This window comes from Streptomyces sp. NPDC111507, assembly GCF_055638955.1.
Window position 1 is genome coordinate 219,888 of sequence record NZ_JBVKBU010000010.1, and the last position, 12,837, is coordinate 232,724.

13 protein-coding genes are annotated in these 12,837 nt (G+C 71.3%); 8 read left to right on the forward strand and 5 right to left on the reverse strand.

The features are described 5' to 3' along the window. Window positions 1-92 precede the first annotated feature (92 nt). The gene (locus ACZ7M2_RS34050) at window positions 93-491 is read left to right on the forward strand and encodes a TOBE domain-containing protein (RefSeq protein ID WP_471598575.1); all 399 of its coding nucleotides are present in this window, start codon (window positions 93-95) and stop codon (window positions 489-491) included. On the opposite strand, the gene ACZ7M2_RS34055 is transcribed toward ACZ7M2_RS34050, so the two are convergent. Further along, window positions 445-2,004, reverse strand: coding sequence for a PucR family transcriptional regulator (locus tag ACZ7M2_RS34055; protein ID WP_471598576.1), 1,560 nt, complete (start codon window positions 2,002-2,004; stop codon window positions 445-447). The genes ACZ7M2_RS34050 and ACZ7M2_RS34055 overlap by 47 nt on opposite strands. Window positions 2,005-2,217: 213 nt before the next feature. Between ACZ7M2_RS34055 and ACZ7M2_RS34060 the strand changes: the two genes are divergently transcribed. Both ACZ7M2_RS34060 and ACZ7M2_RS34065 read left to right on the forward strand, forming a co-directional pair. Then, the gene (locus ACZ7M2_RS34060; protein WP_471598577.1) at window positions 2,218-3,045 is read left to right on the forward strand and encodes an FAD binding domain-containing protein; all 828 of its coding nucleotides are present in this window, start codon (window positions 2,218-2,220) and stop codon (window positions 3,043-3,045) included. Further along, a complete protein-coding gene (locus tag ACZ7M2_RS34065; RefSeq protein WP_471598578.1) occupies window positions 3,042-5,774 on the forward strand; it encodes a molybdopterin-dependent oxidoreductase in 2,733 nt (910 codons plus the stop codon). The genes ACZ7M2_RS34060 and ACZ7M2_RS34065 overlap by 4 nt, the downstream gene beginning before the upstream one ends. 17 nt (window positions 5,775-5,791) lie before the next feature. Here ACZ7M2_RS34065 and ACZ7M2_RS34070 read toward each other — a convergent pair whose 3' ends face one another. Together ACZ7M2_RS34070 and ACZ7M2_RS34075 are read right to left on the reverse strand one after the other, a co-directional pair. Further along, on the reverse strand, window positions 5,792-6,763 hold the full coding sequence (locus ACZ7M2_RS34070) for an XdhC family protein (protein WP_471598579.1): 972 nt from the start codon (window positions 6,761-6,763) through the stop codon (window positions 5,792-5,794). An 85-nt stretch (window positions 6,764-6,848) separates the two neighbouring features. Beyond that, window positions 6,849-6,968, reverse strand: a complete 120-nt coding sequence (locus ACZ7M2_RS34075) for a helix-turn-helix domain-containing protein (protein ID WP_471598580.1) — start codon at window positions 6,966-6,968, stop codon at window positions 6,849-6,851. Window positions 6,969-7,079: 111 nt separating this feature from the next. On the opposite strand from ACZ7M2_RS34075, the gene ACZ7M2_RS34080 reads away from it, so the two are divergent. After that, the gene (locus ACZ7M2_RS34080; protein ID WP_471598581.1) at window positions 7,080-7,391 is read left to right on the forward strand and encodes a hypothetical protein; all 312 of its coding nucleotides are present in this window, start codon (window positions 7,080-7,082) and stop codon (window positions 7,389-7,391) included. Between the two features lie 92 nt (window positions 7,392-7,483). On the opposite strand, the gene ACZ7M2_RS34085 is transcribed toward ACZ7M2_RS34080, so the two are convergent. Then, window positions 7,484-8,740, reverse strand: a complete 1,257-nt coding sequence (locus ACZ7M2_RS34085) for a serine hydrolase domain-containing protein (protein ID WP_471598582.1) — start codon at window positions 8,738-8,740, stop codon at window positions 7,484-7,486. 231 nt (window positions 8,741-8,971) lie between these two features. On the opposite strand from ACZ7M2_RS34085, the gene ACZ7M2_RS34090 reads away from it, so the two are divergent. The 4 genes from ACZ7M2_RS34090 to ACZ7M2_RS34105 all read left to right on the forward strand — a co-directional run bounded on the left by ACZ7M2_RS34090 (window position 8,972) and on the right by ACZ7M2_RS34105 (window position 12,017). Beyond that, window positions 8,972-9,550, forward strand: a complete 579-nt coding sequence (locus ACZ7M2_RS34090; RefSeq protein ID WP_471598583.1) for a carboxymuconolactone decarboxylase family protein — start codon at window positions 8,972-8,974, stop codon at window positions 9,548-9,550. Continuing rightward, window positions 9,547-10,398 (forward strand): RNA polymerase sigma factor SigJ, encoded by an 852-nt coding sequence (sigJ, locus tag ACZ7M2_RS34095; RefSeq protein ID WP_471598584.1) that lies wholly within the window; start codon window positions 9,547-9,549, stop codon window positions 10,396-10,398. Before ACZ7M2_RS34090 ends, sigJ begins: the two co-directional genes overlap by 4 nt. A 260-nt stretch (window positions 10,399-10,658) precedes the next feature. After that, window positions 10,659-11,636 (forward strand): cytochrome c oxidase assembly protein, encoded by a 978-nt coding sequence (locus ACZ7M2_RS34100; RefSeq protein WP_471598585.1) that lies wholly within the window; start codon window positions 10,659-10,661, stop codon window positions 11,634-11,636. Between the two features lie 51 nt (window positions 11,637-11,687). Continuing rightward, window positions 11,688-12,017, forward strand: a complete 330-nt coding sequence (locus ACZ7M2_RS34105; RefSeq protein WP_067381387.1) for an antibiotic biosynthesis monooxygenase family protein — start codon at window positions 11,688-11,690, stop codon at window positions 12,015-12,017. A gap of 242 nt (window positions 12,018-12,259) precedes the next feature. Here the strand turns inward: ACZ7M2_RS34105 and ACZ7M2_RS34110 are convergent, their stop codons facing one another. After that, window positions 12,260-12,820 (reverse strand): CGNR zinc finger domain-containing protein, encoded by a 561-nt coding sequence (locus ACZ7M2_RS34110; protein WP_471598586.1) that lies wholly within the window; start codon window positions 12,818-12,820, stop codon window positions 12,260-12,262. Window positions 12,821-12,837 lie beyond the last annotated feature (17 nt).

The following is a 12,837-nucleotide window of genomic DNA, read 5'->3' on the forward strand; positions in this document are numbered from 1 at the left end:
TCACCGCACCCTCGGTCCGACGTTCGGTCAGGGCGTCGGCGAGGATCCGAGGGGCGCGGGGGCTCCGGCAGTGACACGGTTAGGGTGCCGGTGTGCCGTCGTACAGCATTGGCCAGGCCGCGCGCCTGCTGAGGGTGAGTCCGGAGACCGTGCGCCGTTGGGCGGACGGGGGCCGGCTTCCCATGGGGCGGGACGGTTCGGGGAACCGGGTGATCGACGGCGTCGGGCTGGCCCGCTTCGCGCGGGAGCGTGCGGTCGAGGACGAACGCGGCACCGGCGGCGGCCCGCCCACGTCGGTGCGCAACGCGTTCACGGGCATCGTCACGGCGCTGAGGGTCGACGACGTCGTGGCGCAGGTGGAGATCCAGTCAGGGCCGCACCGGGTGGTGTCGCTCGTGACCCGGGAGGCGGTCGACGAGCTGGACCTCGCGGTCGGCGTCACGGTCACCGCGCGGGTGAAGTCGACGAGTGTGCACGTGGATCGCTCGTAGCCGATGGCGTACGGCACAGCAGAGCGGCCCAGAGATCGAGGCGCTCGTAGAGGCGGGACAGGTCGCGGCCGGTGAAGTGCTCGATGCGCTGGATCCGGTAGTGGACGGTGTTGACGTGCAGGTGCAGGACCTCCGCCGTGCGGGCCCATGAGCCGTCGTGGGCGAGGAAGGTCTCCAGGGTCTTCAGCAGGGCGGCGGCTGAGGCGTTCCGGGTGTCCAGGAGGGGGCCCAGGACGGTGCGGCTGTAGGCGGTACGGACCTCGGCCGGTATGCCGGTCAGCAGGGTGTCGAGTCCGGTGAGGGACGAGGAGTCGACGACTGACGAGGAGTCGGGGGCGGTGGTGCGGGCCGAGGCCAGGGCGTAACGGGCCTCGGCCAGCGCCCCGTTGAGGTCCTGCGGCCCGGCGGCCGGCGAGCCGATACCGCCGTGCAGCGGGACGGACGGCTCGCAGGCGGCGACAAGCGGCCAGAACTCCGCACATCCCCCTGCGGCGTCCGCTGTATCCGGTACGACCGCGAACGCCGTGCCGTCCGGCAGCCGCCCCACGGACGCGCGCCCCGGCCCCGCATGGGCGACCGCCTCCGTCAGCGCCGCCTCCGCCAGTCCCGCCCGTTGCGATCCCGTATCGGCGACGATCACCCGGTAGGGGCCCTGAGCGGGCAGCCCGCACGTCCGCAGCGCTCCTTCCACGGCGGCGGCCTCCGCGCCGGGTGCGCAGAGCAGGGTGCCGAGCTCGTCCGCCGCCTGGTGTTCGGCGGCCCTGCGCCGGGCTCGTGACTCCTGGCAGCGGGCCAGGATCGCGGCGATCTCGTGCAGCATGCGCGGCGGGGTGCCACCGGGCTCGGGCAGATACAGGTGCCAGCGCTCGTACGGCGAGACGGCGTCGGAGTCGACGAACGCCGTGATCCCCGCGCCGTTGGCCAGCAGCGCGACGGCCTCCCGCGCCGGAACCGGCCGCGCGCCCTCGGTGGCCGCGACGGTCCGGCCGGCGGGTGTGAAGACATACGCGGTCGCCCGGTCGACGTGGGCGAAGGCGGACGCGACGACCACGTCGGGGCCCGCGTCCTGGGCGACGAGTCGGCTCAGCCGGACACGTACGTTCTCGGGCAGCGCGTGGAGGCGGTTCAGCTCGCCCCACTGCTGGAAGTACACGGTGTCGGTGATCGCGCGGAACATGATGTGGGCCGGGACCGCCGCCAGCGGGACGCCGTGCCGCGCGCACGCCTCGATGAGATCGCCGGGCACCGAACCGTGGGTCTCCTCGCCCGCCAGCAGTACGGCGGCGCCCGCCGTCCGCAGCGCGGCCACGAACCGCTCCGCCTTGTCCCGCCCGCCCTCGGCCGTCCACCACACCAGTCCGCTGAGCACGACCTCGCCGGGTCGCACGAAACGGGCGGGGTCCTCCAGGTCGGTGGCGGTCACCCCGCTGATCTCCCGCGTCAGCTGGGGTTCCTCGGCCCACAGCAGGCGCAGGCCCAGGGACTCGTCCTTGAGGAGATGGTCGACGTGCATGTGCTCTGGCTCCTTGTGCGGCAGCCGGGCACGAGGGCGCGTGCCCGGCATCTCACATTCACCAGGTGCATGCGAGTGATCGCATCGTAAGTGCAAGGCGAGGCGAACGGTATGCCTCTTGGTTGATCCTCCAGGACACCCGCCGGAAAACTCGGCGTTTCCGTGTCGTGAACCAGTCGTCCGGAGCACGGTCGCGTTGCTTCACTGGCGCTCATGGACCTGAACACCGTGGTGGAGATACGGGACGCACGGCATCCCGCGCCCTGGCGGCCGGGCGACGCCTGGCTCGGCGGCGGGACGTACCTGTTCTCCGAGCCGCAGCCGCACCTGCGGCGGCTGGTGGACCTGAGCCGGACCGGTTGGACACCGGTGCAACCGCACCCGGACGGCTCGGTGGAGATCGCCGCTACCTGCACGATCGCCCAGCTGTCCCGGTTCGCGAGGGAGCTCCGGGGCGAGGCGGCACCCCTGTTCGAGCAGTGCTGCCGCGCGTTCCTCGCCTCCTTCAAGATCTGGAACCTGGCCACGGTCGGCGGGAACCTCTGCAACTCCCTCCCGGCCGGACCGATGATCTCCCTCACCGCCGCCCTCGACGGCGAGTGCCTGCTGCACGCCCAGGACGGTGTACGCCGCCGGGTCCGCGTCGTGGATTTCGTGACCGGCGCGGGCCGCAAGGTCCTGGACGAGGGCGAGCTGCTGCGGTCCATCACCCTGCCCGCCCGCGCCCTTGCCTGCCGTACGGCGTTCCGGCAGGCGTCCTTGTACGGGCTCGGCCGCTCCGGCGCACTGGTCATCGGCACCCTGGACCCGGTCGACCACTCCCTCGCGATCACGATCACCGCCGCGACCGTCCGCCCGGTCCGGCTGTGGTTCCCGCTGCCGCCGACGGCGGACGGACTGCGTGCGGCGATCGACGCGGCCGTCGCCGACGACGAGTGGTTCGACGACATCCATGGGCTTCCCGCATGGCGGCGGCACATGACGTTCCGGTACGCGGAGGACATCCGCCGCGAGCTGTCCCACGGTGAGGAGCCGCAGTGAGTTTCGGGATCGAGGTGAACGGCCGGCCGTTCACGCAGGAGCCACGCCCCGGCCAGTGTCTACGGACCTATCTGCGTGAACGCGGCTGGTTCGGTGTGAAGAAGGGCTGCGACGCGGGCGACTGCGGCGCGTGCACGGTCCACGTCGACGGCGAGCCCGTACACAGCTGCCTCTTCCCGGCCTTCCGGGCCGACGGCCGCGAGGTCACCACGGTCGAGGGCCTTGCCTCCGAGGACGGCGAACTCCACCCCGTACAGCAGAAGTTCCTGGACGCGCAGGGATTCCAGTGCGGCTTCTGCACGGCCGGATTCCTGATGACGACCGCGGCACTCGACGACGATCAACTGGCCGATCTCCCCCGGGCGTTCAAGGGCAATCTGTGCCGCTGCACCGGGTACCGGGCCATCGAGGACGCCGTACGAGGGGTGTGTCACACCGAGGCTCCCTCGGCCGGCGAGGCCGTGGGCCGCAACCTTCCGGCCCCCGCCGGAGCGCAGGTCGTCACGGGCACCGCCCGCTACACCTTCGACGTCGACATCCCGGGCATGCTCCACATGAAACTGCTGCGCTCCCCGCACGCCCACGCCCGCATCCTCGCCATCGACACCTCCGCCGCCCTGCGCGTACCAGGCGTGCACGCGGTCCTCACCCACTACGACGCGCCGGAACGGCACTTCTCCACCGCCCGTCACGAGCACCCGGAGGAAGATCCGGACGACACCCGCGTCCTCGACGACACCGTCCGCTACATCGGCCAGCGCGTCGCGGCCGTCGTCGCGGACAGCGAGCGGGCGGCGGAGGAGGGCTGCCGCCTCGTCGAGGTGACGTACGACGTGCTGCCCGCGGTCGTCGACCCTGAGGAGGCGATGCGGCCGGGCGCACCGGTCGTGCACGACAAGGACGCGGCGACGGCTCGGATCTCCCGTCCCCAGGAGAACGTCGTCGGTGAGGCGCACGGCGAGATCGGTGACGTCGAGGCGGGGTTCGCCGAGGCCGACATCGTCTACGAGGACACCTACCGCACCCAGCGTGTCCAGCACGCGAGCCTGGAGACACACGGAGCCGTCGCCTGGTTCGACGAGGACGGCCGGCTGAACGTACGCACCAGTTCGCAGACCCCGTTCCTGACGCGGCGCGCCCTGTGCGCGTTGTACGACCTCCCTGCGGAGCAGGTGCGGGTGGTCGCGGGCCGGGTCGGCGGTGGTTTCGGCGGCAAGCAGGAGATGCTCGTCGAGGACATCGTGGCCCTCGCGGTGCTGCGGCTGCGCCGCCCGGTGAAGCTGGAGTACACGCGGGCCGAGCAGTTCTACGGGGCGACCACCCGGCACCCGTTCACGATCCGTGTGAAGGCGGGAGCCCGCCGCGACGGCACCCTGACCGCGCTGCAACTACGAGTCGTCTCCAACACGGGCGCGTACGGAAATCACGGTCCCGCGGTGATGTTCCACAGCGTCGGCGAGTCGATGGCGGTCTATCGCGCCCCGCACAAGAAGGTCGACGCCTTCTCGGTCTACACCCACACCGTCCCGGCCGGCGCCTTCCGCGGCTACGGACTCGGGCAGGTCATGTTCGCGGTCGAGTCGGCCCTCGACGAACTCGCCCGCCGAGTGGGCCTGGACCCGCTGGAGTTCAAGGCGAAGAACATCATCAGACCCGGGGAGCCGATGATCACCGCCGGCGGCGAGGAGGAGGACCTGCACATCGCCAGCTACGGTCTCGACCAGTGCATCGGCATCGTCCGCCGTGCCCAGGAAGAGCCTGTGTCCGAGCCCGTCCCGGACGGCTGGCTGCTCGGCGAGGGCGCCGCGCTCGCGATGATCGCGACGGGTCCGCCGGGTGGCCACATCGCCGATGCCAGGGCCGCGCTGCTGCCCGACGGCACCTTCGACCTGGCCGTCGGCACGGCCGAGTTCGGCAATGGCACCACCACGGTGCACCGCCAGATCGCGGCCGGTGAACTCGCCACCACCGTCGAGCGCATCACCGTCCGCCAGTCCGACACGGACGTCGTCAAGCACGACACCGGCGCCTTCGCCTCCACCGGCGTGGTGGTCGCGGGCAAGGCCACCCTGCGCGCCTCCCGTGCCCTCGCGGACATGCTGCTGGACTTCGCCGCCGCCACCCTGCGCGTCCCGCGCGCGGACTGCCGGCTCGTGGAGGAGGCGGTGGCGCATCCGGGCGGCCGCCTGGCCTTGAAGGAGCTGTACGAGGCGGCCAAGGCGGTCGGTGTCACCTGTGCCGCCGACGGGCACTTCGGTGGCACCCCGCGCTCGGTCGCCTTCAACGCGCAGTGGTTCCGGCTCGCGGTCGATCCCGGCACCGGCGAGATCCGCATCCTGCGCAGTGTGCATGCCGCCGACGCGGGCAAGGTGATGAATCCCATGCAGTGCCGCGGCCAGGTGGAGGGCGGTGTGGCCCAGGCGCTGGGCGCCACGCTCTTCGAGAACGTGCGCGTCGACGCCCGCGGCGAGGTCGAGACGGCCGCCTTCCGCCGCTACCGCCTCCCTCAGTACGCCGACATCCCGCGCACGGAGGTCCACTTCATGGAGACCGCCGACGCCATCGGTCCCCTCGGCGCCAAGTCGATGAGCGAGAGCCCCTTCAACCCGGTCGCCCCGGCCTTCGCCAACGCCCTGCGCGACGCGACGAGCCTGCGCTTCACCGAACTCCCGCTCACTCGCGACCGGGTGTGGCTGGCCCTCGACGCGGCGGGGGTGACCAGCCCATGAGCCCGCGGACCTGGCCCCTACGGTCGGTCCAGTGCGGCGAGAACCTCGGCGCAGATGGCCAAGGCCGTCTCCGCCGGGGTGCGGGCGCCGATGTCGAGTCCGATCGGGCCGTGGATGCGGCGCAGTTGCTCCTCGGTGAGCCCCGCCTCGGTGAGGGCTTCGGCGCGGCGGGCCTGGGTACGACGTGAGCCGAGCGCGCCGACGTAGGGGATGCCGGCCGTCAACGCGGTGTGCAGGGCGGGGATGTCGAGGTCAGGCTCGTGACTGAGCACGATCAGGCAGGCCGCGGCCGGACGGTCGGCCAGCAGTGTGCGGGCATCACCGGCGGCGTACGCGACCGTGGCCTGCCAGCCCAGCACCTGTGCCTGGGTGGTGAGGAGTTCGGCGAGTTCGCCGCCGCCGACGATGACCAGGTGAGGGACGGCCGGGCAGGCCTCGATGAGGACGAGTCCGGTGTCGGCGAGGCGGGTCTCGCGGCCGGCACGGTGGCGGGCGAGCAGCTGCCTGGCCTGCTCGGCGGCCTGAGCGACGGCCGCCGGATCATCACTCTGCAACCCCGGAGTGACGGCGCCCGGAGTGACGACGTCGCTGACGGCCTGGGTCCGCTCCTCGTCGATCCGGGTGATCAGCGCGGCGTCGGCGCCCTCGCTCAGCAGGTCCCACCAGCGCGCGGGAACGGTATGCAGCGGCTGCAGCAGGATCTCGGCCTGTCCGCCGCAGGTCAGCCGCGCCTCTTTGACCTCGTCGTCGTGTACGGCCACCTCGCACACCCGCGCGGTGTGCCCGGGCGGGAGGGCCGCGGCCTCTGCGGCCAGGTGGTCGTCGAACGCACCGCGGTACAAGGTGCCCTGACGGTTTCCGTCCTCGTCGATGAGGAGCGCGTCGGCTGGGTGCCGGGGCCCGAAGCCCTGCTCGGTGATCGGCCGGGCCAGTACCGCCGGGCGCCCCTGAGCCGCCCATCGCCGTGCCGTGTCCGCCAGCTCACGCATGATCGCGGCCCTCCTCGTTCCTGGCTGTCGGCACCGGGAAACCATCGAGTCACCGGGAGACGACCTGGTCGGCGCGGCGCTGTCATCACCATTCTAATGAGCCCTGCCACGGCTCGGTGATCAGTTCTCGCTCGGTGACCACCCGTCCCGCCCGGGCGGCGAGGTGGTGCAGGAGATCGAACTCGCGGGGTGTGAGATCCAGCATGACACCGGCCAGGCTCGCCTCGCGTGCGCCCGGGTCGATGCGCAGATCACCGGCGACGGTCGTGGCCGCGCTCGCTCAGGGCACGGATCAGCGGTGTACGGAGTCGTCCGCATGCCTTCCCGCACTGTTCTTGCCGTGGCCGGCTGGGCGACCGCCGCCGTGGCCGCCACGCTCACGGGCCTGGCCGCCGTACAGGTCATCGGCGATGGGATCACCTCCTCCACCGACGGCGGGGTGCTCACCCCGGAGCAGGTCGAGCGGCAACTCGCCGCGGCGACGGCTTCACCATTCGGCGTCGAACGCGCCGACGCGGGGCCCGACGAACACGCCGAAGTGAGGTTCGAGGGCACCGCAGGCAAGGTCGAACTCCGCGTGCGCTGCGTGAGCGGCCGACCCAGCGGGTCGTGGAAACAGGACGACTGATCTGACGACCAGCGCCGACGGCCGTCGAGCTGACGGTGCATCACTTCGATGGGGTCGGTCGGCGTGGTGCCGTTGCGCGGCGCCCGCCGTGCCTACCGTCCGGCGGCGCACAGCGCGTGGTCGATCAGGGTGCCGGTGGCCCGGTTGAGCGTAGGCAGGTCCGGCATCCCGGAGGTGGTGGTGACGGAGATGGTGACCGCACGCCGCCCGTCCGAGCTGACTGCGGGGCGGGTGTAGGTGCCGAACCCGTCGCCCTCATGCATGTAGTAGTGGCCGCCGCAGGACAGCGGAATCTCGCGCAGGCCCAGGCCGTAGGTGCCCTGGGGCAGCTCCGCGACATCGTCCGGGTCGTCGGTGCGCTGTACGGTCTGCCGCATCTCCCGCCACTGTTCGGCCGGCAGCAGGCGGCCGTCGGCCAGCGCACGGAAGAAGGTGTTGAGGTCCGCGGTGGTACTCACCACTCCGGAGTCGGCGGTGTGCAGGTAGCTGTTCGTGGTGACGTCGAGCCTTTTGCCGTCGGTGCCGGTCAGATAGGTGCTCACGTACGGCGTGGGCAGGAACGGGTCGAGACCGGGCACCGAGGTCTGACGCAGGCCCAGTCCGGCGATGATGCGGTGCTCGACCAACTCCCTCCAACCGGTGCCGCTTGCCTTCTCGGCGATCATCCCGGCCAGCAGGTAGTTGGTGTTGGAGTAGGCCCAGCGGGTGCGGCCGGCCTCCGGCACGAACAGCGGCTTGTGGGCCACGGCCGACACCACCAGGTCGTGAGCGGAGGTGTCGTTGTAACGGTTCTCGTCGAAGTGCTCGCGGAGCTTCTGCTGCATGGCCGGGTCGTCCATGTAGTCGAACAGCCCGCTGGTCTGGCGGAGCATGTCGCGCACGGTGATCCGGGACCCGTCGTTGCCGTTGCCGGAGACCACGCCGGGCAGCCAGTGCTCGACGGTGTCGTCCAGCGAGAGCTGCTTCTCGGCGGCGAGTTGCAGCACCACGGTGGCCACGAACGCCTTGGTGGTGGAGGCCGTCCGGAAGTGCGAGCCCCACGGCACGGGGACACGGGAACCGGCCGACACGGTGCCGAGACGGGCCTGCACCCGTCCTCCGGGCAGGCCGTCGACCCTGGCCAGCACATTCACGTCCCCGCCACCCGCTTCCCGTACGGCGGCCACGTCGCGGTCGAGCTCGGCCCGGGTGTATTCGGCGCGTGCGTCGCGGTGCCCGGGGGCCGCGGAGGCCGCCTCCGGCAGCAGCACGGCGGCGACCAGCGCGGCTGCCGCGAGGGCGGCGGCTGACGTCTTTTTCTTACCGGCCTTGGTTGTTGTGCGCTTCGTACCGGCCTCAAGAGAACGCATGGTTCGAACCTCCGGTTCGGGCTGGTGGACCACCGTCTGCTGACGCCTACCAGCCAACCGGATCCCGAACCCAGGCCCCATGGCCCTACCACCCGGCCCAAGGGTGGTGCCCAGCCCCGCCCGTGGTGGGGAAAACCCGAAGCCGGGCCTTCAGCCCCGTTGTCACATGCCTGGGTCCGGCGGTGTCTTCATGACGAACGGCCCGACAGGCACACGTACAAGGAGAACACCATGACGCTGCGCATCCCGAAGGCCGAGCTCCCCGCCGAGCTCCGCGAAATCATGATCAAGCAACTCGGTACCGTGCCCGAGCCCGTCGAGGTGCTGTGGAACAACCCCGAACTCGCCCGAGACAACCAGGAGTTCTCGGCCAAGGTGGGCACGTGGGACGCGGCCGACGCGAGCCTCAAGACGTTCGCGCACATGGCCGTCGCGGCACAGGTCGGCTGCAGTTGGTGCCTCGACATCAACTACTTCCACGCGCTGAACCAGCACCTGGACCTGGCGAAGGCGAGCCAGGTGCCGCGCTGGCGGCAGTCGGAGGTGTTCACGCCGCTGGAGCGGGACGTGATGGAGTACGCCGAGGCCATGACGAACACACCGACGACCGTCACCGACGAGTTGTCCGCGGGGCTGCTCGACCGGCTCGGCCCGGCGGCGATGGTCGAACTCACCGTGTTCATCGGCTTCGCCAACCTGGCCACCAGGTGCAACACGGCGCACGGGATCACGTCGCAGGGCTACTCCGACGCCTGCGAGATTCCGCTGGCCGCGCGTCCGCAGAACCTCGGCGTAGCGTCGACGGCATGACCGAAGACCCGTTCGTCGTCCATCGCAGCCTCCTGTTCACGGTCGCCTACGAGATGCTCGGCTCGTCGGCCGACGCCGAGGACGTGCTCCAGGAGTCCTGGCTCCGGTGGGCCGACGTCGACCGCACACAGGTGCGTGACCCGCGTGCCTACCTCGTACGAACCGTCACACGGCAGGCGCTCAACCGTCTGCGGACCTTGTCGCGCAGCCGCGAGGAGTACGTCGGCGAGTGGCTGCCCGAGCCGCTGCTGACCAGCCCCGACGTCGCCGAGGACATCGAGCTCGCGGAGAACGTGTCGATCGCGATGCTGACCGTGCTCGAAACGCTCGGGCCGACGGAGCGCGCGGTGTTCGTGCTCCGCGAGGTCTTCGAGGTGCCGTACGGCGAGATCGCCGAGGCCGTCGGGAAGTCCGCGGCAACGGTGCGCCAGATCGCGCGGCGAGCACGCGAGCATGTGGCGGCCCGGCGGCCGCGGGTACCGGTGAGCCGGTCGGAGCAGCAGGCCGTGGTGGAGCGGTTCCTCGCCGCGCTGCGCACCGGCCGGTTGCAGGAACTGCTGGACGTCATGGCACCGGACGTGGTTCTGATCGCCGACGGCGGCGGGCTTGCGGGCGCCGCTCCGGCTCCGGTCCACGGGGCCGCGGTGGTGGCGAGCATGCTCGCTCTCCCGGGCCGGGTGGTGTCGGCGGTGTGGCTCAACGGCGCGCCTGCGGGCCGGATCGAGATCGACGGCCGAGTGGCCGCGGTGAGCCTCGTGGTGGAAGACGGGAAAGTCACCCGGATCCACGCGATCGCGAACCCGCGGAAACTGACACGACTCGATGAACCGGCCGAACTCGCCAGGTAGGCCCGCCCGCCGCTGCCTCTGGCGACGTGTGTGTTCCGGACGGTCCGGACCGTCCGGAACACACACGAGCGCACAGTGGTCGGACGACGAGGCACGTCGACGTGCGTCGACGCAGGTCGAAACATGTCCGTCGCGCTAGGTATGAGCCGGGTATGAGCTCGGTGTGACCGCGGGCGAGTCCGGTGCGTGCGCGAAGGAGGCCGGTCGTGCGCGGCATAGAGTGCCTCGGCAGATCTGGCATGCCGTGGAGGTAGAACGCGATGGGGAATCCACCACAGCTCACCGTGGGGCGACTCCTCACCTCATGGCAACTGGACGTGCCCGCGCTGCTGGTGGTCGTCATCCTGGGCGCGCTGTACGGCTGGGGTGTGCTGTGTCTGAAGCGCCGGTGCGAGCACTGGCCCCTGCCGCGCGTCGGCGCCTTCGCGCTGCTCGGCCTGGGCACCCTCATCGTGGCCACAATGTCCGCGCTGGCGGTGTACGACCACGTGCTGTTCTGGCCGGCCGCCGTCCAGAACGTCCTCCTCGACCTGATCGCACCGCTCGGGCTGGCCCTGGGCGATCCGCTGCGGCTGGCCCTCGGTTCCCTGCCCGAGCGTGCCGCCGGGCGTCTGCAGCGGGCGCTGACCGGACGGCTGGTACGCCTGCTCACCTTCCCGCTGGTCAGCACGGCTCTGGTGCTCGCGACGGAACTGACGGTGTACTTCACGCCGTACTTCGAGACAGCCCTGCGCGACGGCTGGCTGCACGAGGTGATGTATCTGCACCTGCTGCTCGCCGGCAGCCTGTTCGTCATGCCGATGCTCACCCGCGAGGCGGCGCTGCCGAGGTGGTGTACCCATCCGGTCCGGGCGGCACTGGTGTTCCTCGACGGGATCATCGACGCCGTACCGGGCATCGTCGTGATGACCCACGGCACGCTCATCGCCGGGGCCTGGTACCTGCGTCACGCGCCGTCCTGGGCGCCGGATGTGCTCCATGACCAGCAGCTGGGCGGTGGCGCGATGATCAGCATCGCCGAGTTGGTGGCGCTGCCCTTCCTCCTCGCGATCCTGGTGCAGTGGGCCCGTACCGAACGCGCCGAGACCGTCGTACTGGACCGCCGTCTGGAGGCGGAGTTGGTCCCGGCGACGCCCGCGCCGGGAGCGGCACAGACATCGGAACTCGTACGTCCCTGGTGGGAGACCGAGAACAGCGAGGTCGCCCAGCGCATCCGCCATCAACGGCCGGGACGTTGACACACGCGATGCCGGTCGGCTCCCAGGAGCGCCGTGCGGCAGGATGGGGCCATGAGCGTAGTCAAGATCAACGTACTGACCGTCCCGGCCGAGCAGCGGGAGACGCTGGAGAAGCGCTTCGCCTCGCGTGCCCATGCCGTGGAGAACTCCGACGGATTCGAATGGTTCGAACTCCTCCGGCCCGTCGAAGGCACCGACAGCTACCTCGTGTACACGCGGTGGCGTGACGAGGAGTCCTTCCAGGCCTGGATGGAGGGCCCCATGAAGGCGGCCCACCAGGGCGGTGACGCGGCGAGCGGGGAGCGGCCCAAGCCGGCGGCCAGCGGGTCCACGCTGTGGTCCTTCGAGGTCGTGCAGCAGGCGGCGCCGACCAGCGCATAAGCCGACCAGCGCACAACTGGACGCCGGGGGCAGGCCGTCGGCGGGCCGGTCGTGGCCGGAAGGCCGTGGCCCGGCGTCGCCCCCGCCGTGCGGCGGGTTCGGGGTTACGGGGCGAGAAGTTCACGGCGTGGGCACGCGGCGGCATCCGGCCGGTGCGTGTCCGCTGGGCTCGTCGTCCCTCCTGTCGGGTCTTGTACGTCCGTGCCGGCCGTGCCCGCCCCTCGCGGCGGCCGCTCCGCGTGTCAGATGCCGCCGACTCCGTCGGTGTGGGTCCGTTCGTAGTGGCGGGCGACCCGTGCGCGGTTGCCGCAGATGTTGCTGGTGCACCACTTGCGCCGCTTGTTCTCGGCCAGGAAGAGCATCGAGCAGGCCGGGTTGGCGCAGCGGCGCAGGAGCCCGAGCCGCTCGTTGTCGGCGAGGAGCCCGATGGCCTCCGCGGCGATGGCGGCCAGCGCAGCGTTCCCGCCGTGTTCGGTGTGCCAGCGTTCCTCGCCCCTGACGCCGTCGGCCGTCACGACCAGACGAGGACTCACGGGAGCCGCCGCCGCGGCGGCGTTGATGTCGTCCACCGACGTGGGCCGCGCCGCGCGGCCCTCCAGGTGACTGTCCAGGACGTCGCGAACCGCCGCACGCAGCCGGCGCACGGCCGCGGCGTCGGGCACAGGCCCGGGCGGCAGGCTTCCGGACTGCAGTGCCCACCAGGCCGCCGAGGCCTCCGGGGTCCCGATGAGGTCCGCGGCCGGTTCGGTCACAGTCATCAGCGTGTCGGCCAGGTCCAGTGCGACAAGCGGTTCACCACCCATGGGGAACCCCGCCGCCT